The organism is Streptomyces brevispora (genome assembly GCF_007829885.1).
Classification (GTDB): Bacteria; Actinomycetota; Actinomycetes; order Streptomycetales; family Streptomycetaceae; genus Streptomyces; species Streptomyces brevispora.
This window is the reverse complement of the sequence record NZ_VIWW01000001.1, coordinates 871,373-892,912: the sequence shown is the minus strand read 5'-3', so window position 1 is coordinate 892,912 and position 21,540 is coordinate 871,373. Positions and strand designations below refer to the sequence as shown.

16 protein-coding genes and 1 tRNA gene are annotated in these 21,540 nt (G+C 69.8%); 5 read left to right on the top strand and 12 right to left on the bottom strand.

Going from position 1 to position 21,540, the window contains the following annotated elements; all coding sequences use genetic code 11:
- Positions 1 to 3: 3 nt before the first annotated feature.
- Together FHX80_RS04195 and FHX80_RS04190 are read right to left on the bottom strand one after the other, a co-directional pair.
- Positions 4 to 768: a transcriptional regulator gene (locus FHX80_RS04195; RefSeq protein ID WP_208764577.1), complete on the bottom strand. Its 765-nt coding sequence runs from the start codon at positions 766 to 768 to the stop codon at positions 4 to 6.
- A 109-nt stretch (positions 769 to 877) separates the two neighbouring features.
- Positions 878 to 952: transfer RNA gene (locus tag FHX80_RS04190), tRNA-Leu, on the bottom strand.
- 95 nt (positions 953 to 1,047) lie between these two features.
- On the opposite strand from FHX80_RS04190, the gene FHX80_RS04185 reads away from it, so the two are divergent.
- Complete coding sequence (locus tag FHX80_RS04185; protein WP_145762882.1) at positions 1,048 to 1,704, top strand: ANTAR domain-containing response regulator; 657 nt, start codon at positions 1,048 to 1,050, stop codon at positions 1,702 to 1,704.
- 68 nt (positions 1,705 to 1,772) lie between these two features.
- On the opposite strand, the gene FHX80_RS04180 is transcribed toward FHX80_RS04185, so the two are convergent.
- The 7 genes from FHX80_RS04180 to FHX80_RS04150 all read right to left on the bottom strand — a co-directional run bounded on the left by FHX80_RS04180 (position 1,773) and on the right by FHX80_RS04150 (position 10,963).
- A complete protein-coding gene (locus FHX80_RS04180; protein WP_145762880.1) occupies positions 1,773 to 2,489 on the bottom strand; it encodes an ABC transporter ATP-binding protein in 717 nt (238 codons plus the stop codon).
- Positions 2,486 to 3,406 (bottom strand): ABC transporter ATP-binding protein, encoded by a 921-nt coding sequence (locus FHX80_RS04175; RefSeq protein ID WP_145767062.1) that lies wholly within the window; start codon positions 3,404 to 3,406, stop codon positions 2,486 to 2,488. Before FHX80_RS04175 ends, FHX80_RS04180 begins: the two co-directional genes overlap by 4 nt.
- 5 nt (positions 3,407 to 3,411) lie before the next feature.
- Complete coding sequence (locus FHX80_RS04170) at positions 3,412 to 5,211, bottom strand: branched-chain amino acid ABC transporter permease (protein ID WP_145762879.1); 1,800 nt, start codon at positions 5,209 to 5,211, stop codon at positions 3,412 to 3,414.
- Between the two features lie 5 nt (positions 5,212 to 5,216).
- Positions 5,217 to 6,146 (bottom strand): branched-chain amino acid ABC transporter permease, encoded by a 930-nt coding sequence (locus FHX80_RS04165; protein ID WP_145762877.1) that lies wholly within the window; start codon positions 6,144 to 6,146, stop codon positions 5,217 to 5,219.
- A gap of 100 nt (positions 6,147 to 6,246) precedes the next feature.
- A complete protein-coding gene (locus FHX80_RS04160) occupies positions 6,247 to 7,455 on the bottom strand; it encodes a branched-chain amino acid ABC transporter substrate-binding protein (RefSeq protein WP_145767061.1) in 1,209 nt (402 codons plus the stop codon).
- 647 nt (positions 7,456 to 8,102) lie between these two features.
- The gene (locus FHX80_RS04155; protein ID WP_145762875.1) at positions 8,103 to 8,573 is read right to left on the bottom strand and encodes a PaaI family thioesterase; all 471 of its coding nucleotides are present in this window, start codon (positions 8,571 to 8,573) and stop codon (positions 8,103 to 8,105) included.
- A 116-nt stretch (positions 8,574 to 8,689) separates the two neighbouring features.
- Positions 8,690 to 10,963: an FdhF/YdeP family oxidoreductase gene (locus FHX80_RS04150; protein ID WP_145762873.1), complete on the bottom strand. Its 2,274-nt coding sequence runs from the start codon at positions 10,961 to 10,963 to the stop codon at positions 8,690 to 8,692.
- Between the two features lie 154 nt (positions 10,964 to 11,117).
- Between FHX80_RS04150 and polA the strand changes: the two genes are divergently transcribed.
- Entirely contained in the window at positions 11,118 to 13,829 is a 2,712-nt protein-coding gene (gene polA / locus FHX80_RS04145; RefSeq protein WP_145762871.1) for a DNA polymerase I, read from the top strand.
- A 27-nt stretch (positions 13,830 to 13,856) separates the two neighbouring features.
- Here the strand turns inward: polA and FHX80_RS04140 are convergent, their stop codons facing one another.
- Positions 13,857 to 14,744, bottom strand: a complete 888-nt coding sequence (locus FHX80_RS04140) for a DUF4184 family protein (RefSeq protein WP_145762869.1) — start codon at positions 14,742 to 14,744, stop codon at positions 13,857 to 13,859.
- Positions 14,745 to 14,930: 186 nt separating this feature from the next.
- On the opposite strand from FHX80_RS04140, the gene FHX80_RS04135 reads away from it, so the two are divergent.
- From FHX80_RS04135 to pgfA, 3 genes are all read left to right on the top strand, one after another.
- The gene (locus FHX80_RS04135) at positions 14,931 to 16,628 is read left to right on the top strand and encodes a lytic transglycosylase domain-containing protein (RefSeq protein ID WP_145762867.1); all 1,698 of its coding nucleotides are present in this window, start codon (positions 14,931 to 14,933) and stop codon (positions 16,626 to 16,628) included.
- Between the two features lie 160 nt (positions 16,629 to 16,788).
- A complete protein-coding gene (locus FHX80_RS04130) occupies positions 16,789 to 16,926 on the top strand; it encodes an SPW_0924 family protein (RefSeq protein ID WP_123469382.1) in 138 nt (45 codons plus the stop codon).
- A 55-nt stretch (positions 16,927 to 16,981) separates the two neighbouring features.
- Positions 16,982 to 17,989, top strand: coding sequence for a cell envelope lipid trafficking protein PgfA (pgfA, locus tag FHX80_RS04125; RefSeq protein WP_145762865.1), 1,008 nt, complete (start codon positions 16,982 to 16,984; stop codon positions 17,987 to 17,989).
- On the opposite strand, the gene hrpB is transcribed toward pgfA, so the two are convergent.
- Together hrpB and FHX80_RS04115 are read right to left on the bottom strand one after the other, a co-directional pair.
- Complete coding sequence (gene hrpB / locus FHX80_RS04120; protein WP_145762864.1) at positions 17,976 to 20,477, bottom strand: ATP-dependent helicase HrpB; 2,502 nt, start codon at positions 20,475 to 20,477, stop codon at positions 17,976 to 17,978. The genes pgfA and hrpB overlap by 14 nt on opposite strands.
- A gap of 84 nt (positions 20,478 to 20,561) precedes the next feature.
- Positions 20,562 to 21,389 (bottom strand): class I SAM-dependent methyltransferase, encoded by an 828-nt coding sequence (locus FHX80_RS04115; RefSeq protein ID WP_145762863.1) that lies wholly within the window; start codon positions 21,387 to 21,389, stop codon positions 20,562 to 20,564.
- Positions 21,390 to 21,540: the final 151 nt, after the last annotated feature.

The window sequence follows — 21,540 nt, the reverse complement described above, 5'->3', positions numbered from 1 at the left end:
TCGTCAGTACTTCGGCCCGACGTGAGCGTCCATGAGGGCGACGGACGCCCGTCGGGCTACGGAGATGTTCTTCCCGTTCGTGCGCTTCCACTCGACACACAGCTGGTCGAGAGTGCTGGTGAAGAGCCCCAGGATGTCGGCCGACAGGTTGGTGAAGAAGTAGCGAGGGTACTCGTACCGTCCGCGCTCGCCACCGACGAGACGCGTGGTCCAGTTGATGATCCGGCAGCCGTCTGAGTGGTTGAGGCCGCGGATCAGCTCCCACGGGTGGGCGTCGACGATCTTCTGCTGCCAGGGTTCGAGCGCGATGCTGCGGTGGTGCTTCTTGCCGGGCCCGTGCTGAGGGAAGAGACAGGGCCAGTGTTTGCTGAAGCATGTGACGTACTGGCAGCCCGGACTCGTCACCCTGCATACCTTGTTGGCCGGCCGCACGGTCTGAACGGCATTGACGCAAGCTTCGATGAGGCCCGGCCACGCGTCGGCACATGCGATGCGCAGGGAGTACACGCCTCGCCTGTTCGAACTGATGCAGCCGTCGCCGAGGTAGAGGCCGAGCAGGTAGGCGTATGCGGCGGGGTCGTCCGGGGGCCTTGGCGTATCACCGCATCGAGGGCATTCGGCGCCGCGGTTGTACGCGAGGGGCTCTATCCGCTTGAGCCAGGAGCGGATGGCGGCTCGGGAGATGCCGGTCTGCTTACTGACGGAGTTCTGGCTGAAGCCTTGACCGAGCAGGGCCAGCGCGCGTTTACGCGTGTCGAGGTCGTACACGTGACCGAGCTTGCGTGAATCGTCGCTCAGGGAGATGAAAACGGCATCGCAGTCACACGATCATGTGAATCTGCGTCATTCCCCTGCGACCTTGGAACCGAAGGAAAAGTGCCCCAAGTGGGATTCGAACCCACACTGTCGGCTGTTTGAGAGCCGCCTCTCTAACCAGTTGGAGTACTGGGGCCTTAGAAAGGAAGGGCTACGAGCGCCCTGCGTAGTGACACCATACCGTAGGTAGGTAGGCTCATGGAGAGCCGTATGCCCTGAACGAGGAGCCCCGTGACCACCCCCGAGTCGCCCCAGCCCGTCGCCGACGACGACAAGTCGCACGTCCCGCCGCTGACGACCCGCGTCGTCATCGCCGAGGACGAGGCGCTCATTCGCCTCGACCTCAAAGAGATGCTGGAGGAAGAGGGGTACTCGGTCGTCGGTGAGGCCGGGGACGGGCAGCAGGCGGTCGAGCTGGCCCGGGAGCACAAGCCGGACCTGGTCATTCTCGATGTGAAGATGCCGGTCCTCGACGGGATCTCCGCCGCCGAGAAGATCGCCGAGGAGTCCATCGCGCCCGTCCTGATGCTCACCGCGTTCTCGCAGCGCGACCTCGTGGAGCGGGCCCGGGACGCCGGGGCGATGGCGTACCTGGTGAAGCCGTTCAGCAAGAGCGACGTGGTGCCGGCCATCGAGATGGCGGTGTCGCGGTTCGCGGAGCTGAAGGCGCTGGAGGGCGAGGTCGCGGACCTGTCGCAGCGGCTGGAGACGCGGAAGCTGGTGGACCGGGCGAAGAGCATTCTGCAGACGGACTACGGGCTGTCCGAGCCGGCCGCGTTCCGCTGGATCCAGAAGACGTCGATGGACCGTCGGCTGTCGATGCAGCAGCTCGCCGAGGCGTTGATCGAGGACGCCGAGGAGAAGAAGCAGGCGGCGGAGCGGGCGTAACCGCTTGTGCGTGTACGGAGAAGGCCCGCGTCCCGGATGTCCGGGGCGCGGGCCTTCTCCGTACGGGCTCAGTCCTCGCCGAGGTAGGCCTTGCGGACCGATTCGTCGTGGAGGAGGTCCGCGCCGGTGCCGGAGAGGACGATCTTGCCGACCTCCATGACGTGGCCGCGGTCGGCCAGGGAGAGCGCGGCCTGGGCGTTCTGCTCGACGAGCAGGATCGTGGTGCCCTGGGCCTTGAGTTCGACGATGGTCTCCATGATCTTCTGCATCATGATCGGGGAGAGGCCCATGGAGGGTTCGTCGAGCATCAGGAGCTTGGGCTGGCACATCAGGGCCCTGCCCATGGCGAGCATTTGCTGCTCGCCGCCCGAGAGGGTGCCGGCGGCTTGCTTCCGGCGTTCCCCGAGGATGGGGAAGAGGTCGTAGGCGCGCTGGATGTCCTTCTCGATGCCGGCCTTGTCGCTGCGGAGGTAGGCGCCGAGCTGGAGGTTCTCGGTGATCGTCAGCCGGGGGAAGATGTGGCGGCCCTCGGGGGAGTGGGCGAGCCCCAGGGCGACGATCTTGTGGGCGGGGATGCCCGTCAGTGGCTTGCCCTCGAAGAGGATGCGGCCGGCGAGCGGCTTGAGCAGTCCGGAGAGGGTGCGCAGGGTGGTGGTCTTGCCCGCACCGTTGGTGCCGATCAGGGTGACGACCTGGCCGGCTTCGACGCTGAAGGAGATGCCTTTGACGGCTTCGATCTTGCCGTAGGCGACGCGGAGGTCCTCGACCTCTAGCAGTGCGGTCATCGGGTGTCCTCCTCCTCGGTGGCGGTGGCGGCAGGGGTGTCGGTGTCGGCCGCGTCGGTGGTGCGCGCGGCGGTTTTGGTGGCGATGGCCTCGGCGGCTTCGACCTCGGCGAGTTCTTCGGCGCCCGGGGCGCCTTCGAAGGGGGTGCCGAGGTAGGCGGCGACGACGCGTTCGTCGCTCTGGACGATGTCGGAGGTGCCTTCGACGAGCTTCTCGCCCTGGACGAGTACGGCGACGCGGTCGCAGAGGTTGAAGATGAAGCGCATGTCGTGCTCGATGACGAGTACGGCGATGCCTTGGTCCCGGATGGCGAAGATGAGTTCTTCGGTGACGCGGGTTTCCTGCGGGTTCATGCCGGCGGTGGGCTCGTCCAGGAGGAGGAGTCCGGGGTCGCTGGCGAGTGCGCGGGCGATTTCCAGCTTGCGCTGGTCTCCGTAGGGGAGGTTGCGCGCGAGGTGGTCCGCCTTGTCCTGGAGCCCGATGAACTCCAGGAGTTCCATGGCGCGTTCGCGGCTGGCGCGTTCGGCCCTGGTGAAGGCGGGGAGGCGCAGGAGGGCGGACCAGAGGCCTTCCTTGGTCCTGGTGTGGCGTCCGACGAGGACGTTTTCCAGGACGGTCATGTTGGCGAAGAGCCGGATGTTCTGGAAGGTGCGGGCGATGCCTGCCTGGGTGACGAGGTGGGGCTTGGGTGGCAGGACGGTGCCCTTGTAGCTGACCTTGCCCTCGGTGGGGACGTAGAGGCCGGTGAGGCAGTTGAAGAAGGTGGTCTTGCCGGCGCCGTTGGGGCCGATGAGGCCGACGATTTCGCCTGCGTTGACGGTGAGGTTGACGTCGTGGACGGCGGTGAGGCCGCCGAACCGCATGGTGACGCCGCTGGCGTCGAGCACGGGGGTGCCGGTTTCGGTGGTGGTGGTCATGGTGGTCACGCCCCCGCCTTGGCGATGCCCGCGTCGACGTCGTCGGACTTGCGGGGTTCCGGTACGTCGAGCTGGTCGGTCTCGTGGAATTCGAGCTGCTTCCGGCGGTCGGCGACCAGTCCTTCGGGACGCAGGCGCATCAGGAGGATGAGTGCGACGCCGAAGAGGAAGAGCTGGTAGTCCTGCATGAACTGGAGCTTGGCCGGGATGAGGTAGAGCAGTGCCGCGCCGACGAGGGGCCCGCTGAGGGTTCCCATGCCGCCGAGGATGACGGCGGCGAGGAGGAAGGCGGAGTTCGGGGGTACGGAGCCGGCGAACTGGTACTGCTCGGGTGTCACGGTGTAGTTGACGTGTGACTGTACGGTTCCGGCGAGTCCGGCGAGGGTGGCGCCGAGGGCGAAGGCGAGCAGTTTGAGCCGGAAGGCGTTGATGCCCATGGCGGTGGCCGCGGTTTCGTCCTCGCGGATGGCGACCCAGGCGCGTCCGATGCGGGATTCGCCGGAGCGGCGGAAGACGAGGACGACGACGGCGGTGAAGACGAGCATGAGCAGGTAGTAGTTGGCCGACCTGCCGAGGGTGAAGCCGCCGATGTCGTGCTTGAGCCCGAAGTCGATTCCGAAGAGGTTGAGGTCGGGGATGCTCGGGATGCCCTGGGAGCCGTTGGTGAGGTCGGGTCCGCTGTTGCCGTTGAGGTTGTTCACGGTGAGGCGGAAGATTTCACCGAAGCCGAGGGTGACGATGGCGAGGTAGTCGCCGCGTAGGCGCAGGGTGGGGGCGCCGATGAGGACGCCGAAGACGAGTGAGGCTCCTGCGCCGGTGAGGACGGCGGCCCAGAAGGGGAATTCGACGCCGATGGCGGACATGGTGGAGCCGGAGACCAGGGCGGCGGCGTAGGCGCCGACGCCGAGGAAGGCGACGTATCCGAGGTCGAGGAGGCCGGCGAGGCCGACGACGACGTTGAGGCCGAGTGCGACGGTCGCGAAGATGAGGATGTTGGCGCCGATGAGCGCGTATTCCTCTTTCTGCTGTGTGAAGGGGAAGCAGACGGCTGCGACGAGGGCGGCGGTGAGGGTGATGTTGCGGTGCTTCGTGGTCAGCGCGGTGAGGCGGGAGATGAGTCCGGCGCGGTTCAGTGCGGTGAAGGCGAAGGCTGCGGTGATGAGGAAGCCGATGAAGAGTTCGGTGTAGTCGGTGTCCACGCCGTAGGCGAAGATGTAGAGGCCGATGCCGAAGGCTACGGCGATGGTGAGGATTTCGGCCCAGGCGGGGAGGGGCGCGGCGCGGCGGGCCGGTGGGGCGGTGAGGCCGTTGCGGAAGCGTTGCCAGCCGGTGGTGGTGGTTCCGGTGTCGTGGAGGGGCTGGTCGGTGGGGAGTCCGTGTGCGGCGATGACGGCGATGAGTGAGCCGATGCCGCTGACCCAGGCGCCGGGTTCGAGGTTGACGACGCCGCCGAGGTCGTAGGTGATGGCGCCGATGGCGTAGGCGGTGGTGCCGAAGGTGCCCAGTGCCAGGAGGCGGACGGGGCTGTTGGTGCCGCCGGGGGTGAGCCAGCGGAGGCCGCGGATGCCGTACCCGGAGAGGGTGAGGACGAGGGTGAGTGCGGCGCTGATGAGGGTGAGGACCTGGAGGCCGCCGGGGTAGCCGGTGACGGTGAGGTTGCCGGGGAATTGGTCGGTCCAGGTCCAGGCGAGGAAGGTGCCTGCGAGTGCGACGGCTGCGCCTGCCGTGGTGGCGATGCGGGCCGCGGGGGCGGGCATCGGGATCAGGGCGGTGGCGGGGGGCGTGGTGGTGTGGTTGGTGGTCATCCGTATCACGCCCGATCCGCGACGCGTTCGCCGAGCAGGCCTTGGGGGCGGAGCAGCAGGACGATGATGAGGAGGACGAAGGCCCATACGTCCTTCCAGGCGCCGCCGCCGAAGAGTTCCATGCCGGGGACGTCGCTCATGTAGCCGGTGGCGAGTGATTCGGCGATGCCGAGGACGACGCCGCCGAGCATGGCGCCGTAGATGTTGCCGATTCCGCCGAGTACGGCTGCGGTGAAGGCTTTGAGGCCCATGATGAAGCCCATTTTGAAGCCGATCTGGCCGTTTTTGAGCCCGTAGGCGACGGCGGCCACGGCTGCGAACGCGGCACCGATGGCGAAGGCCATGACGATGATGCGGTCGGTGTTGATGCCCATGAGTTTTGCGGTGTCGGGGTCTTGGCTGGTGGCCTGCATGCCGCGGCCGGCGCGGGTCTTGGAGACGAAGAGGCCGAGGGCGATCATGCAGATGGGTGCGGTGATGAGGACGAAGAGGTCGCCGCGTTGGATGTGGGCGCCGAAGATGTCGATCGCTTCGCCCTTGAACTGGGGGAAGGAGCGGTCCTTCTTGGCGTCGGGGTACCACTTCCAGATGGCTTGCTGGAGGGCGAGGGAGAGTCCGATGGCGGTGATGAGGGGGGCCAGTCGGGGGGCGCCCCGCAGGGGCCGGTAGGCGAAGCGTTCGGCGGCTGTGCTGATGGCGACGGAGCAGATGACGCCGCCGATGATCATGAGGGGGATGATTGCGAGGAGGTTGGCGCCGGCCGGCATCCAGAGGTACACGGTGAGAGCTCCGAAGCCTCCGATCATGAAGATCTCGCCGTGGGCGAAGTTGATGAGCTGGATGATTCCGTAGACCATCGTGTAACCGATCGCGATGAGTCCGTACATCGCGCCGAGGATGAGTCCATTGGCCAGCTGTTGCGGCAGTTCGTGCACCGCAGGGCCTCCGTGGAGTGGTTCGGATATGGCACCGCGCGGGAGCGCTCGTAGCGCTCCCGCGCGGTCTGGTGTCAGTCAGTGCGTGACCGGGAGCTTGTTACGGCTTGTAGGCCTCGCTGAGCTTGGAGGCCCACTTTCCGCCGTCGACCTGGTAGGCGGTCATCATGGTGTTGGTGGTGTCGCCGAACTCGTCGAAGGAGACCGGGCCGGTGACGCCGTCGAACTTGACCTTGCTCATGGCGTCGAGGACCTTGGCGCGGGCGTCGTCGGGGAGCTTGCCGTTGTTGGCGGCGACGGCGATCTTGACGGCCTCGATGATGGACCAGGTGGCGTCGTAGGTGCCGCCGCCGTAGGCCTCGTAGGCGTCCTTGTATCCGGCCGTCTTGTAGTTCGCGATGAACGACTTGGCGGAGTCGAGCTCCTCGACGGGCTTGCCGACGGAGGTGGCGATGTCGCCCTGGGCCTTCTTGTTCAGCTTGATGAAGTCGGCGCTGTACATGCCGTCGCCGCCCATGAGGGGGATCTGGACGCTGTCCTTGAGCTGCTGGCTCAGGGGTGCGCCGGCGGGGTACTCGCCGCCGTAGTAGACGGCCTTGGCGCCGGACTTCTTGACCTTGGTGACGACGGCGTTGAAGTCGCGGTCGTCGGGGTTGACGTGGTCGGTTCCGGTGATCTTGCCGCCGAGTCCGGTGAAGGTCGCCTTGAAGGAGGCTGCGAGACCGGCGCCGTAGGGCTTCTGGTCGTCGATGAGGTAGACCTGCTTGATCTTCGCGTCGTTGTAGAGGTACTTCGCTGCGAAGGCGCCCTGGATCTGGTCCGTGGTGGCGGTGCGGAAGTAGGTCTTGAAGGGGCGCTTCTTGTCGCCGGTCTTCCAGTTCTCGCCCTGGGTCAGTTCGGTGCCCGTGTTGGCGGGGGAGACCTGGGTGAGGCTGGCGTCGTTGAGCGGCTTCTGCATCGACTGGGAGACGCCGGAGTTCAGGGGGCCGACGACGCCGAGGACGGTGTCGTCGTCGATGAACTTCTGGGCGTTCTGCTGGCCGACGGAGGGCTGTGCCTGGTCGTCGAGGGGCTTGACGACGAATTTGATGCCGGGGACGGTCTTGTTCTTGTTCGCCGTCTTGGCGGCGAGGTCGGCGGAGTTCTTGATGCCGAGGCCGAGGGCGGACAGGTCGCCGGTGATGGGGGCGTCGACGCCGATGACGACGGTCTGGGTGTCGCTGGCGCTGCTCTTCTTGCCGTCGTCGCGCGACCCGCAGGCGGTGAGTGTCAGTGCTCCTGTGGTGAGCACTGTGGTGAGGATGAGCAAAGAACGGTGTCGCACGAAAGGTCCTTTCCCTGGCGCGGCCTCCTCTGCTTGAGGTGCCGTGTCGTTCGCCGGGCCGTACTGGTTGGTACAGGGCCGTGCTGCAGACGCGCCCGGCGGCGCGGTGACTGGCGGTGACTCTAAGGGCAGGGGCGGGGGTCGGGGATGGGTCAGCCGAATGATGTGACTGTCTTGTTATGCCTTTGAGGAAGGCTTGAGGTGGCTGTCTGGACATGTACGGTTTTTTGCTGGACGGTGAAGTGACCGCATTCTGAGAACGCGCAGCTCTGCTAAGGGGCTTGAACTGATCTTGCTGCTGTCGCGTGGTGGGGGCGCGGGAGGTGTGCGGGCGCGGGCGGAGGTGCCCGGCGCCTGCGGGGCCGGGTTCTTCGGGTGGCGTCGGGGTGGGTGCACATTGCGCGGAGGTTACGCAGTGTTACATCAGGTGTGATGTGATCGACGCGGCGTGGCGGGTGGGCAGGCGGGGCGTGGTAGCTGAGTGGGCCACGGAGCGGGGTTTGCGGTCAAGGCTGTTGCCTGGTGAGGATGTGCAAGTTCCGTGTGGGAGGCCGTAGTTGTGGGTGGAAATGGCGATGCCCGGCCGGTTTGCGGTCCGGCCGGGCAGTGGGTGGGAGCGGGGTGGTGGAGGGTCAGGGGGTGTCGGTTCCGGGGGTGTCGCGGAGCAGGCAGGTGAGCCGGGCGGTGCAGACGCGCTTGTCGTGTTCGTCGGTGATGACGATCTCGTACGTGGCGGTGGTGCGGCCGCGGTGTACGGGGGTGGCGACGCCGGTGACGAGGCCGCTTCGTACCCCTCGGTGATGGGTGCAGTTCAGGTCGACGCCGACGGCGAGTTTGGTGGCGCCGCCGTGGAGCATGGTGCCGACGGAGCCGAGGGTTTCGGCGAGGACGGCGGAGGCGCCGCCGTGCAGGAGTCCGTAGGGCTGGGTGTTGCCTTCGACGGGCATGGTGCCGACGACGCGGTCCGCGGAGGCCTCGGTGATCCGGACGCCCATGCGTTCGCCGAGGTGGCCGGCGGAGAAGAGGGCGGGCAGGTCGACGCCGAGTGCGGCGTACTCGTCGATGATCTCCTGGGGGAACTTGGGTGCGGTGTGCTCGCCCATGGGGTCCGGCTCCGTCTCTCTGCGGTGGTTCGTTTGCTGTGTGCGTTGTTCTTATCAGACGGCTGAGCGGACGCTTAGTGCGCGCTCGTGGTGAGGGGCTGCCCCGTCCCGCGGAGTCAGCGCACGTTCTCGAAGCGGATCACGACGGACTTGCTGGCGGGGGTGTTGCTGGTGTCGGCGGTGGAGCCGAGGGGGACCAGGACGTTGGTCTCGGGGTAGTAGGCGGCGGCGCAGCCCCGGGCGGTGGGGTAGTGGACGACGCGGAAGCCGGGGGCGCGTCGTTGGACGCCGTCCTTCCATTCGCTGACGAGGTCGGCGTAGGCGCCGTCGGTGAGGCCGAGGGCGGTGGCGTCGTCGGGGTTGACGAGGACGACGCGGCGGCCGCCCTTGATGCCGCGGTAGCGGTCGTCGAGGCCGTAGATGGTGGTGTTGTACTGGTCGTGGGAGCGCAGTGTCTGCAACAGGAGTCGTCCTGCGGGGAGTTCGGGGAACTCGACGGGTGCTGCGGTGAAGTTGGCCTTGCCGGTGGCGGTGGGGAAGCGTCGGGAGTCGCGGGGGCCGTGGGGGAGGGTGAATCCGCCGGGGTGGGCGACGCGTGCGTTGAAGTCCTCGAAGCCGGGGACGACGCGGGAGATGCGGTCGCGGATCGTCGCGTAGTCCTTCTCGAATTCTTCCCAGGGGGTGGTGGAGGCGGGTCCGAGTACGGCGCGGGCGAGGCGGGCGACGATGGCGGGTTCGGAGAGCAGGTGGGGGCTTGCGGGGGTGAGGTTGCCGCGGGAGGCGTGCACCATGCTCATGGAGTCCTCGACGGTGACGAACTGCTTGCCGCTCGCCTGGACGTCCTTGTCGGTGCGGCCGAGGGTGGGCAGGATCAGGGCCCGGGTGCCGGTGACGGCGTGGGAGCGGTTGACCTTGGTGGAGACGTGCACGGTGAGGCGGGCGCTGCGCATGGCGGCCTCGGTGACGTCGGTGTCGGGGGTGGCGGCGACGAAGTTGCCGCCCATGGCGAAGAAGACCTTGGCGTCGCCGTCGCGCAGTGCCTGGATGGAGCGGACCACGTCGTAGCCGTGGTGGCGGGGTGAGGTGATGCCGAATTCCTTGTCGAGGGCGTCCAGGAACGCGGGGGCGGGCCGCTCGAAGATGCCCATGGTGCGGTCGCCCTGGACGTTGGAGTGGCCGCGGACGGGGCAGACGCCGGCGCCGGTGCGGCCGATGTTGCCGCGCAGGAGGAGGAAGTTGACGACTTCGCGGATGGTCGGCACGGAGTGTTTGTGCTGGGTGAGTCCCATGGCCCAGCACACGATGGTGCGTTTCGAGGCGAGGACCATGGACAGGGCCGCTTCGATGTCGGCGCGCTCCAGGCCGGTGGCGTCGAGGGTTTGCGTCCAGTCGGCTTCGGCGGCCGCGGCGGCGAACTCCTGGTAGCCGTGGGTGTGTTCGGCGACGAAGGTTTCGTCGACCGCGCCCTCGGTCTGCAGGATCAGCTTGTTGAGGAGCCGGAAGAGGGCCTGGTCGCCGCCGATGCGGATCTGGAGGAAGAGGTCGTTGAGGGCTGCGCCCCTGAGCATGCCGCGGGGGGTCTGCGGGTTCTTGAACCGTTCGAGACCGGCCTCGGGCAGCGGGTTCACCGAAATGATCTTCGCGCCGGCGGACTTGGCCTTCTCCAGGGCGGAGAGCATCCGGGGGTGGTTGGTGCCGGGGTTCTGTCCGGCGACGATGATCAGGTCGGCGTGGTGCAGGTCCTCAAGGGAGACGGAGCCCTTGCCGATGCCGATGGTCTCCGTGAGTGCCGAGCCGGAGGACTCGTGGCACATGTTGGAGCAGTCGGGCAGGTTGTTGGTGCCGAATTCGCGGGCGAACAGCTGGAGCAGGAACGCGGCCTCGTTGCTGGTGCGCCCTGAGGTGTAGAAGAGGGCCTCGTCGGGGGAGTCGAGGGCACCGAGTTCCTCGGCGATGATCGCGAAGGCGCGTTTCCAGGTCACGGCCTGGTACCGGTCGGCCCCCTCGGGCAGATACACAGGTTGCGTGATGCGTCCCTGCTGGCCGAGCCAGTAGCCGCTGCGGGTGGCCAGATCGGCGACGGGGTGGGCGGCGAAGAAGTCCGGGGTGACGCGGCGCAGCGTCGCCTCCTCGGCGACTGCCTTGGCGCCGTTCTCGCAGAATTCCGCCGTGTGCCGTTTGTCGCCCTCGGGCCAGGCGCAGCCGGGGCAGTCGAAGCCGTTCTTCTGGTTGACCTTGAGGAGGGTCTGCGCGGTGCGGCGCACCCCCATCTGCTGCTGGGCGATGCGCAGGGTGTGGGCGACGGCTGGCAGCCCGGCGGCGGCGTGCGGGGCCGGTTCGACCTGTGGTGCGTCCTGGACCGGGTCACCTGTGGGCGGCTTGGTGGCCATCGTGTTCCCCTTTGTGCCGGCGGCGGACCGGGCGGGTCCGCTGTGCGTGTTTCCTTGTCCTCGATCCTGGCATGCGGGGCGCGGGGGTGGCCCGGGGAGCGGGGGCGACGTTCCCCGGTCCGGATTGTCAGTGGTACGTGGCAGGATCGGGGGCGTGGCTGAGACGGCATCGAAGAAGACGGCAGACAACCGACCGCGCCTGCTCCTGATGGACGGGCACTCCCTGGCGTACCGGGCGTTCTTTGCGCTGCCTGCGGAGAATTTCACGACCGGCGCGGGGCAGCCGACGAACGCGGTGTACGGCTTCGCGTCGATGCTGGCGAACACGCTGCGTGATGAGGCGCCGACGCATTTCGCGGTGGCGTTCGACGTGTCCCGCAAGACGTGGCGCTCGGAGGAGTTCCCGGAGTACAAGGCGAACCGGTCGAAGACCCCGGACGAGTTCAAGGGGCAGGTCGAGCTGATCGGGGAGCTGCTCGACGCGATGCACGCCGACCGTTTCGCGGTCGACGGTTTCGAGGCGGACGATGTCATCGCCACGCTGGCCACGCAGGCCGAGGCGGCCGGTTTCGAGGTGCTGATCGTCACCGGTGACCGTGACTCGTTCCAGCTGATCACGGACAACGTCACGGTGCTGTACCCGACCAAGGGGGTTTCGGAGCTGACGCGCTTCACCCCGGCGAAGGTCGAGGAGAAGTACGGGCTCACCCCGCAGCAGTACCCGGACTTCGCGGCGCTGCGCGGTGACCCGTCGGACAACCTTCCGGGCATTCCCGGGGTGGGGGAGAAGACGGCCGCGAAGTGGATCAACCAGTTCGGTTCGTTCGACGAGCTGGTGGCGCGGGCCGAGGAGGTCAAGGGCAAGGCCGGGCAGAATTTCCGCGACCATCTGGACGCGGTGCGGCTGAACCGGCGGCTGACCGAGATGGTCCGCGACGTCGCGCTGCCGAAGACCCCCGTTGATCTGGAGCGTGCCCCCTACGACCGCACCGCGGTCACCGGTGTGCTGGATGTCCTGGAGATCCGTAACCCGAGCCTGCGCGAGCGGCTGCTGGCCGTGGACCCGGGCGCGGCCGAGGAGGAGGCGCCGGCGCCCGCCGCGGGTATCGAGCTGGACGGTTCGGTGCTGGGCGCGGGCGAGGTCGCCCCGTGGCTGGCCGAGCACGGCGGGCAGCCGCTGGGCGTCGCCACGGTCGACACATGGGCGCTCGGCAGCGGCACGGTCACCGAGATCGCGCTCGCCGCGGCCGGTGGGGCCGCGGCCTGGTTCGACCCCGTGCAGCTCGACGAGGCCGACGAGCAGGCGTTCGCGGCCTGGATCGCGGATGCCGGGCGGCCGAAGGTCATGCACAACGCGAAGAGCGCCATGCGGGTCTTCCCGGAGCACGGCTGGCGCATCGAGGGCGTCTCGATGGACACCGCGCTCGCCGCCTACCTGGTCAAGCCCGGCCGGCGTTCCTTCGCGCTGGACGCGCTGGCCGTGGAGTACCTGGGGCGGGAACTGGCCCCGGCGGCCGCTTCCGACGGGCAGCTGGCCTTCGGTGCGGACGATCAGGCGGAGGCCGACGCGCTGATGACCCAGGCCCGCGCGGTCCTGGATCTCGGTGACGCGTTCACGACGCGGCTGGGGGAGGTCGGCGCCGTCGCGCTGCTGCACGACATGGAGCTGCCGACGTCCATCCTGCTGGCCCGCCTGGAGCGGCACGGCATCGCGGCGGACCGGGCCCATCTGGACGGTATGGAGCAGCAGTTCGCGGGCGCCGTGCAGCAGGCGGTCAAGGAGGCGCACGCGTCGGTGGGCCGGGAGTTCAACCTCGGTTCGCCCAAGCAGCTCCAGGAAGTGCTGTTCGGTGAGCTGGGCCTGCCCAAGACGAAGAAGACGAAGACCGGTTTCACCACGGATGCCGACGCGCTGGCCTGGCTGGCCGGACAGACCGAGCACGAGCTGCCCGTCATCATGCTGCGCCACCGCGAGCAGGCGAAGCTCCGGGTGACGGTCGAGGGCCTGGTCAAGACGATCGCGGCGGACGGCCGTATCCACACCACGTTCAACCAGACGGTGGCCGCGACCGGCCGGCTCTCCTCCACCGACCCCAATCTGCAGAACATCCCCGTCCGTACGGACGAGGGCCGGGCGATCCGCCGCGGCTTCGTCGTCGGCGACGGCTTCGAGTCGCTGATGACGGCGGACTACAGCCAGATCGAGCTGCGTGTGATGGCCCACCTCTCCGAGGACGCGGGCCTGATCGAGGCGTTCACCTCCGGCGAGGACCTGCACACCACGGTCGCCTCACAGGTCTTCGGCGTCGAGAAGTCGGCGGTCGACCCGGAGATGCGGCGCAAGATCAAGGCCATGAGCTACGGGCTGGCCTACGGTCTGTCCGCCTTCGGTCTCTCCCAGCAGCTGAACATCGAGGCGGGCGAGGCCCGCGGCCTGATGGACACCTACTTCGAGCGGTTCGGCGGAGTCCGTGACTATCTGCACCGGGTGGTGGAGGAGGCCCGTGCCACCGGCTACACGGAGACGGTCTTCGGCCGCCGCCGCTACCTGCCGGACCTGAACAGCGACAACCGCCAGCGCCGGGAGACGGCCGAGCGGATGGCGCTCAACGCACCGATCCAGGGCACGGCGGCGGACATCGTCAAGGTCGCGATGCTCCAGGTCGACCGTGCGCTCACCGAGGCGAAGCTGGAGTCGCGGATGCTGCTCCAGGTGCATGACGAAATCGTGCTGGAGATCGCCGCGGGTGAGCGCGAGCAGGTGGAGCAGATCCTGCGGCACGAGATGTCGACGGCGGTGCGGCTGCGGGCCCCGCTGGATGTGTCGGTCGGTGTGGGCAGGGACTGGGAGTCCGCCGCGCACTGACCGGGGCGGCCTGGGGGCGCATCGCCCTCAGTCGCCGGACGGGCCCGCGTCCCGGGCCCGTCCGGCGGCGAGGAGCGATGGTGTGCCGGTGCCGGTGCCGGCACCGGTGTTGTTCCGCGGGAGCCGCATCCACACCCCGTACAGCACCAGTCCCACCGCCAGTCCGGCGCCCGCGCCGAAGCAGGCGGTCGGGATGATGTCGAGCGGTGTGTCGATGTGTCCGAAGTACGCGTACCAGCGCGCGCACCGGTGAACGGTGCCCAGCAGTACGCACAGGCCGATGGCGCCGCCCGCGTACCACCGCGCCCGGCGGTCCAGCACCGGAACGGAAACCGGTGCGGGCTGCTGCCCGGTGCGCCGCAGCCCGGACACGGTGAACCAGGCGAGCACCGTCAGCGCGAGTGCCGAACTGCCGTACTGCACCAGCTGGAACACCGGGAATCCGTCAATGGTCCGGTCGAGCACCGGCACCAGCCGCACCCCCCACCGGTCGTGGTGGGTGAACGCGTCCCAGACAACATGTGTACCGGCCCCGATGACCGCCGACGCCATGAACCACGCACCGTCCCGGACGCCCCACCGTCCCCGCCCCGGTGCCCGCCGGGCTCCCCGCACATATGCGTACACCCGGCCCTGGCGGTTGCGCGGCAGCAGCGCCACCAGTGGTTCGCGCAGCAGCAGCCACAGCGCGACCGTCGCCGCGGTGATGAGTACATCCACCGTGAACACGCCCCACACGGAGTGCGTGACCTGCCCGAACTCCATGGCACCCGGAATGGCCGTGTCCGCGTAGTACGTGATGTCGGGGGCGAACGAACCGGCCACGAGCGCCGAGGCGACCAGTGGCCCGCGCCCCGTTCCGTCGCGGTGGAGTCCAGGGAGCACGGCTGCGGCATGACTGAGCGTGAACGGCATGGTGGAAGTATGGGTGAGTCGCCGTCACGGACGTGCCGGCCCCCGGACCGCTGGTGATCCGGAACGTGAGAAACCGGTGAGAAGCGGTCGGACCGCTGTGTTCGGGCAGCACAAGTTGCCGTAGGGTCGCCTGAGTCCAGGCGCAGGGGAGCGCGGACAGCCGACGACGGGGAGGGCCCACACGTTATGGCAGCGCAATTCGGTCGCCGACTGCGCAGAGGGGCGACCACCACTGCTGTGGCCGCCGCCGCTGTGGCGGCACTCTCCGCCTCGCAGGCCCCCGGTTCGCCCCTGGTCGCGTCCGAGGACGACCAGCCGGCCGCGGGTGCGACACCGTCCGACGACAACGCGGCCTCCGGCAACTCGCCCTACTTCACGGACCTGCCGCCGCTGAACACGCCCAACAAGCCCGGCGCCTCCGTCAATCTGCCGGTGACGGGCAGTGCGGAATCCGGCATACCGGCGTCGATCCTGGCGGCGTACAAGAAGACCCAGCAGACCGTCGCGGGTACGGACCCCGCCTGCCGGCTGCCGTGGCAGCTCCTCGCCGCGATCGGCAAGGTCGAGTCCGGCCAGGCCCGCGGAGGCCGCGTCGACGCGCAGGGCACCACGCTCTCCCCGATCCTCGGCCCGGCCCTGAACGGTCAGGGTTTCGCCCTGATCAAGGACACCGACAACGGCGCCTACGACGGGGACTCGACGCACGACCGCGCGGTCGGCCCGATGCAGTTCATCCCGTCCACCTGGGAGACCTGGGGCCAGGACGGCAACGGCGACGGCCGCAAGGACCCCAACAACATCTACGACGCGGCGCTGGCCGCCGGACGCTACCTCTGCGCCGGCTCCCGCGACCTGTCGCTCGCCGGTGACCGGGACCGGGCGGTCCTGAGCTACAACCACTCGAACGAGTATCTGCGTACCGTCCGTTCCTGGTTCGAGTACTACAAGCGCGGTACCCACGAGGTCCCGGACGGTACGGGCATCCTCCCGGTCGACCTCGGCGCCGGCAGGGACCGGGGCACGGGCTCCGGCCGCCCCGCCACCACGACGTCACCGTCGGCCTCGCCGTCACCCTCGCCCTCGCCGCACGGTTCGACGACCCCGAAGCCTCCTTCGAAGCCGAGCCCTTCCCCGACGAACCCGGACGGCCCGGCCGGCAAGCCGTCCTACCCGCCGCCCACTCCTGAGCCCACGCCGTCCCAGACCCTCGCCGGGGTGAAGGACGCGGGCACCGGCGAGCTGACCGCCACGGCGGGCGACGCCTTCACCGAGCGGATCAAGGTGCGGGCGCGGAACGGCTTCGGCGGCCCGCTTGCCAAGGTGTCCGTGACGTTCACCGTCACCGGTGACACGGACGCCGCGTTCGACGGCGGGAAGCGCACCGTCACCCTCGCCACCGGCGCCGACGGCACGGTCACCGCACCGGTGCTGAACGCGGGCGAGAAGACGGGCGAGTTCACCGTGCGCGCGACGGCCACCGGCACCTCGCTGCCCGCCGTCGGCTACACCGCCACGGTCACCGCCCGCCAGGCCGACGCGATCGACAGGACCGGCACCACGAAGCCGACCGCCGCGCCCGGCGCCACCTTCGCCGACGTCGAGGTCAAGGCCACGTACAAGGGCGCGGTCGCCCACGGCGTCGCCGTCACCGCGACCATGATCACCGACGACGAGAAGCCGGTTGAGAACGACAAGGGCCCGTACTTCGAGGACGGGGACGGCCACCCGGTCCGCACCCTCACGGACCTGAGCACCGACGCCGACGGCAAGCTCGTCCTGCCGGAGATCCACGCCGGCGACACCGCGGGCACGTACAAGCTGCGCCTCACCACCGAGGGTGGCGCCACCGTCGTCATCGAGCTCACGGTCGAGGCAGCCGCCTGACCGAACGGCCACCCGGAACAGCCCCTTCGCCGGGACCAGGCGGAGGGGCTGTTCCGCGTCTCCTCATCCCCCTGCTCTACGTGTTCTCATCTCGCGCCCCGGTTGCTACGGTGCCCCAGTCCTGACGACCCATCAGTTACGTGCTCCCGGGAGGCCGAGTATGCGTGCCCTGGTCGCCGCCGCCATCGGACTGGCCGCCGCCCTTGCCCTCGTGCTCACTATCAGTGCGGTGGGCGCACCACCCGGCGAGACCTCGCCCAAACCCCTGCTGACCACCGTCCCGGGCCCCAAGAACTAGCCGTCCGCACCACGCGAAGCCGTCCGCACCACGCAATGCAGAGGAAGGACACCCCATGCGCCGCCGAGCCAGCCTCGTACTCCTGGCCCTCGCCGTCTTCTTCGCCGCGCTGTCACCGCTGCTGCGCTGGTACGCCTTCCCGCGGCTGGCGAAGATCCCGCCGAACCAGTACCAGGAGACGGTGCTGGAGGCGAAGCCCGCGACCCTGCTCGACTACAGCACCCTCACGGCCAAGAAGGTCGACAAGGTCACCATCGTGCAGACCCTCAAGGGCGATGTGGAGGAGTCGGAGAGGATCGAACGCAGCGCCGGCCGCGACGTCGTCGTCTGGAACACGCTCTCCTACGTCCAGGGCCCCGACGGCAAGATGGTCTCCAAGATCCCCGAGCGCTACATATTCGACGCGCACAGCCAGGCCCCCGTCCACGCCACCGGTGAAATGGTCGACGGCGACCCGGTCAGCCGCGAGGGCATCGAGTACAAGTGGCCCTTTCTCACCGAGAAGCGCGACTACGAGTACTTCGACGCCCAGACCCGCACCAGCTCGCCCATCCACTACAAGGGCACCCAGACCTTCCGCGGCCTGAAGGTCTACTACTTCGAGCAGACCATCCCGTGGACCAAGGTCCCCATGCCGAAGACGATGCCCATCAAGGGCATCACCCCGGAGGCGATCGCCAAGACCGGCATGACCCGCTGGTACACCACGAAGCGGATGTTCTGGGTCGACCCCGTCACCGGGGCGCCGGTCAACGGCGAGGAGATCCACAAGGAGGAGATGCGGAACGCGAAGGCCATGGGCATGCCCCAGGACACCGTCACCGTGTTCGCCGGGGACGTGAGGATGCGCGAGGACTACATCACCTCGATCGTCGACCAGGTCACGTCGCAGCGGGTGCTGGTCCTGCTGCTGACCTCGTACCTGCCCTGGGGCTTCCTCGTCCTGGGCGCCGTGCTCGTGGCCCTCTCGCTGTGGCTGGAGGCCCGCTCCCGGCGACCGGGCACCCCGAGGCCGCACACCGCACCGGAACCCGCGCCCGACCCGGAACCTACTCCCGCCTGAGCCGGGCCTTCGTGAACCGGGTGGCCTCCACCGTCGTCGGGTCCTCGGGCCACGGATGCTTCGGATAGCGGCCGCGCAGCTCCGCGCGCACCGCCCGGTAGCCCTCCCGCCAGAACGACGCCAGATCCGCCGTCACCGCCGCCGGGCGGCCGGCGGGGGACAGCAGATGGACCAGGACCGGCACCCCGGCCACCCGCGGGGTCTCCTGGAGACCGAACAGCTCCTGGAGCTTCACCGCGAGCACGGGCTGCGCCCCGCCGTACTCCACCCTGATCCGTGAACCGCTCGGTACCTCGATCCGCTCCGGGGCCAGCTCGTCCAGCCGGGCCGCCTCGCCGGTCGCCCACGGCAGGAGCCGGCGCAGCGCCTGCCCGGCGTCGATCCCGGCGAGCGCGGAGCGGCGCCGGGCCCGCGACAGCTCGGGCTCCAGCCACTGTTCGGTACGGTCCAGCAGCGCCTCGTCCGACACATCCGGCCAGGGCGCGCCCAGCTCCCGGTGCAGGAAGGCCAGCCGCTCCCGCAGCTGTCCGGTGTCCCGGGTCCAGCGCAGCAGGCCAAGCCCCTCCCGTCGCAGGCCCTCCACCAGGGCCTCGCGGACGAGGGCGGGCTCCGGCTGCTTCAGCGGACGCGCCGACAGCTCGATGGCGCCGAGGCGTTCCACCCGGCGGGCCACCACGTCCTGGCCGTCCCAGCGGACCTCCTCGCCCGCGAAGCGCAGATGCCCGGCGGCCAGCCGCGCCGTGTCCTCGTCGATCACCGCGGCGAGCCGGACCCGCGCCGACGCGGCGTGCGCCGGACGGTCCGCGACCGCGACCGCGAGCCATGCCGCACTGCGCAGCCGTGAGCCGTCCCGCAGCTCCGCGCCCGTGCCGGACGCCATCAGGAACGCGCCCTCGCCCCGGGCCCGCGCCACCCGCTCCGGGAAGGCCAGGGCCGCCACCAGGCCGACGGCGGCGTCGTCCGGGCCGGATGCGCCGCCCCCGGCGCCCTTGGACGAGGAGGACAGCCGCCGCACCTCCTGGCGCCAGCGGGCCGCGTAGGAGTCCTTGCCCTGGCGCGCGGTGCGCAACGCGGCCGCCAGGTCGTCCCCGTACTCCCGGGGCGGTTCCTCGCTCAGCAGCGCCACCACCTCCGCGGCCCGGCGCCCGCCGACCGCGGCCGCCCCGTCCAGCAGCGCCCTGGCCAGCCGCGGATGCAGTCCCAGCCGGGACATCCGTACGCCCCGCTCGGTCACCCGCCCGTCCGGGCCGACGGCGCCGACCGCCGCCAGCACCTCGTGGGCCGCGGCCATCGCACCGGCCGGGGGCGCGTCCAGCAGCGCCAGCCCCGACGCTTCCGGATCGCCCCAGCACGCCGCCTGGAGGGCGAACGCGGCCAGGTCGGCCACCTTGATCTCCGGGGAGGGGAACCGGGCGAGCCGCCCGTCCTCGGCCTGCTCCCAGCAGCGGTAGACCGCCCCGGGCGCCTCGCGGCCGGCCCGGCCCGCCCGCTGGCGGCCCGCCGCCTGCGAGGCCCGTACCGTCGTCAGCGCGCTCAGGCCGCGGGCGTGATCGGTGCGCGGTTCCCTGGCCAGCCCCGAGTCGACGACGGTCCGCACCCCCGGCACGGTCAGCGACGACTCCGCCACCGAGGTCGCCAGCACCACCCGCCGCTCCTCGGACGAACCGGCCAGCACCGCGTCCTGCACCGCCGCCGGGGCCCGCCCGTGCACCTGGAGCACCTGGGCCGCGACCCCCGACAGCTGCCCCGCCACCCGGCCGATCTCGCCGACCCCGGGCAGGAAGCACAGCACGTCGCCGTCCCGCTCGGCCAGCGCCCGCCGCACCACCGAGGCGACATGGGTCAGCAACGCCGGATCGACCCTCATCCCGTGCGGCGGTTTCACCGGCCGGACCGGCGGCGCCCACACCACCTCCACCGGGTACGAGACGCCCTGCGCCTCGACCACCGGCGCGTCGCCGAGCAGCCGCGCCCAGCCCTGCGCGTCCGTCGTCGCCGACGCGGCGACCAGCCGCAGATCGGGCCGGATCGCCGCCCGTACGTCCAAGAGGAACGCGGCCACCGTGTCCGCGTCCAGATGACGCTCATGGCACTCGTCGATGATCACCACATCGATCCCGGAGAGCTCCTGGTCACGCTGGAGCCGCTGGAGCAGCACCCCGGTGGTGACCACCTCCACCACGGTGTCCGGCCCCACCACCCGCTCCCCGCGCACGGTGAACCCGACCCGTTCGCCGGTCCGCTCGCCCAGCAGCCAGGCCATCCGCCGCGCCGCCGCACGGGCCGCGATCCGCCGGGGTTCGGCGACCACGACCCGGCGCGGCGGCCCTTCGCCGGTCAGCCCGGCCAGGACCAGGGGCACGAGGGTGGTCTTGCCGGTGCCGGGCGGCGCGCACAGCACCGCGACCCCGCGGTCGTCGAGGGCCCGCCGCAGTGCGGGCACGGCGGTGCGGACGGGCAGCTGGTCCAGGGCGTCGGTGCGGATCACGCACCCAGTCTCGTACCCCCGGGGACCGGCCCCTCCACCGGACGGTGTCCGGCCCCGTACTCAGTCCCGTTCGCAGTCCCGTACTCAGTCCGGTACGACTCGGTCCCGTACGCAGACGAAGATCGCGGTGCCCGGGATCAGATGGCCGCGCAGCGGCGACCAGCCGCCCCACTCCTGGCTGTTCCAGGCGGGCCACTCCGGCTCCACCAGGTCGACCAGGCGGAAACCGCCCGCCACCACGTCCCGCACCCGGTCACCGAGCGTCCGGTGATGCTCGACGTACACCGCGTCGCCGCGGTCGTCCTGTTCGACGTAGGGAGTGCGGTCGAAGTAGGAGGCGGCGACGGACAGGCCCTCGGGGCCCGGCTCGTCGGGGAACGCCCAGCGGACCGGGTGCGTGACGGAGAAGACCCAGCGGCCGCCGGGGCGCAGCACCCGGTGCACCTCGCGGAACACCTGGACCGGGTCCGCGACGAACGGCACCGCACCGTAGGCGGAGCAGGCCAGGTCGAAGCTGCCGTCACGGAAGGGCAGCACCCCGGCGTCCGCCTCGACCAGGGGAATGCCGTCGCCGATCCGCAGCGCGTGCTGGAGCTGGCGGTGCGAGAGGTCCAGGGCGACCGGGCGGGCGCCCTGGGCGGCCAGCCAGCGGGAGCACTGCGCCGCGCCCGCACCGATCTCCAGGACGTCCAGGCCCTTCAGTGCCTTTGCGGGGCCCAGCAGCCCGGCCTCGGCCTCGTCGAGCCCCTCCGGGCCCCAGACGAACCGGTCGTCGCCGAGGAAGCCGCCGTGGTCGCTCTGGTACTCGTCGGCGTTCCGGTCCCACCAGCCGCGACTGGCCCGGCTGCTCTCCGCCTCGCCCGCGCTGCGGCGTGTCGCCTCGGGTTCGGCCGGGTGGATCTCTTGGCTCATCGTGCCCGTCGCTGTAGTTTGCCTTCACCCCGTCGTACGCGGTACGTACCAAGGGGGATCCGTGAGTTCGGAACTCGCGTGTCCGGACACCACCGGGGTCGATGTGGCCTCGGTGAACACGAGTTGTGCCGGGTATGGGGCGTTCCGCCCC

What these genes read in the sequence shown, in the direction of transcription:
- FHX80_RS04180 (WP_145762880.1), bottom strand. Translation starts at nt 2,489, where the DNA reads ATGACCGCACTGCTAGAGGTCGAGGACCTCCGCGTCGCCTACGGCAAG.
- FHX80_RS04175 (WP_145767062.1), bottom strand. Translation starts at nt 3,406, where the DNA reads ATGACCACCACCACCGAAACCGGCACCCCCGTGCTCGACGCCAGCGGC.
- FHX80_RS04170 (WP_145762879.1), bottom strand. Translation starts at nt 5,211, where the DNA reads ATGACCACCAACCACACCACCACGCCCCCCGCCACCGCCCTGATCCCG.
- FHX80_RS04155 (WP_145762875.1), bottom strand. Translation starts at nt 8,573, where the DNA reads ATGGGCGAGCACACCGCACCCAAGTTCCCCCAGGAGATCATCGACGAG.
- FHX80_RS04150 (WP_145762873.1), bottom strand. Translation starts at nt 10,963, where the DNA reads ATGGCCACCAAGCCGCCCACAGGTGACCCGGTCCAGGACGCACCACAG.
- FHX80_RS04140 (WP_145762869.1), bottom strand. Translation starts at nt 14,744, where the DNA reads ATGCCGTTCACGCTCAGTCATGCCGCAGCCGTGCTCCCTGGACTCCAC.
- FHX80_RS04135 (WP_145762867.1), top strand. Translation starts at nt 14,931, where the DNA reads ATGGCAGCGCAATTCGGTCGCCGACTGCGCAGAGGGGCGACCACCACT.
- FHX80_RS04130 (WP_123469382.1), top strand. Translation starts at nt 16,789, where the DNA reads ATGCGTGCCCTGGTCGCCGCCGCCATCGGACTGGCCGCCGCCCTTGCC.
- pgfA (WP_145762865.1), top strand. Translation starts at nt 16,982, where the DNA reads ATGCGCCGCCGAGCCAGCCTCGTACTCCTGGCCCTCGCCGTCTTCTTC.
- FHX80_RS04115 (WP_145762863.1), bottom strand. Translation starts at nt 21,389, where the DNA reads ATGAGCCAAGAGATCCACCCGGCCGAACCCGAGGCGACACGCCGCAGC.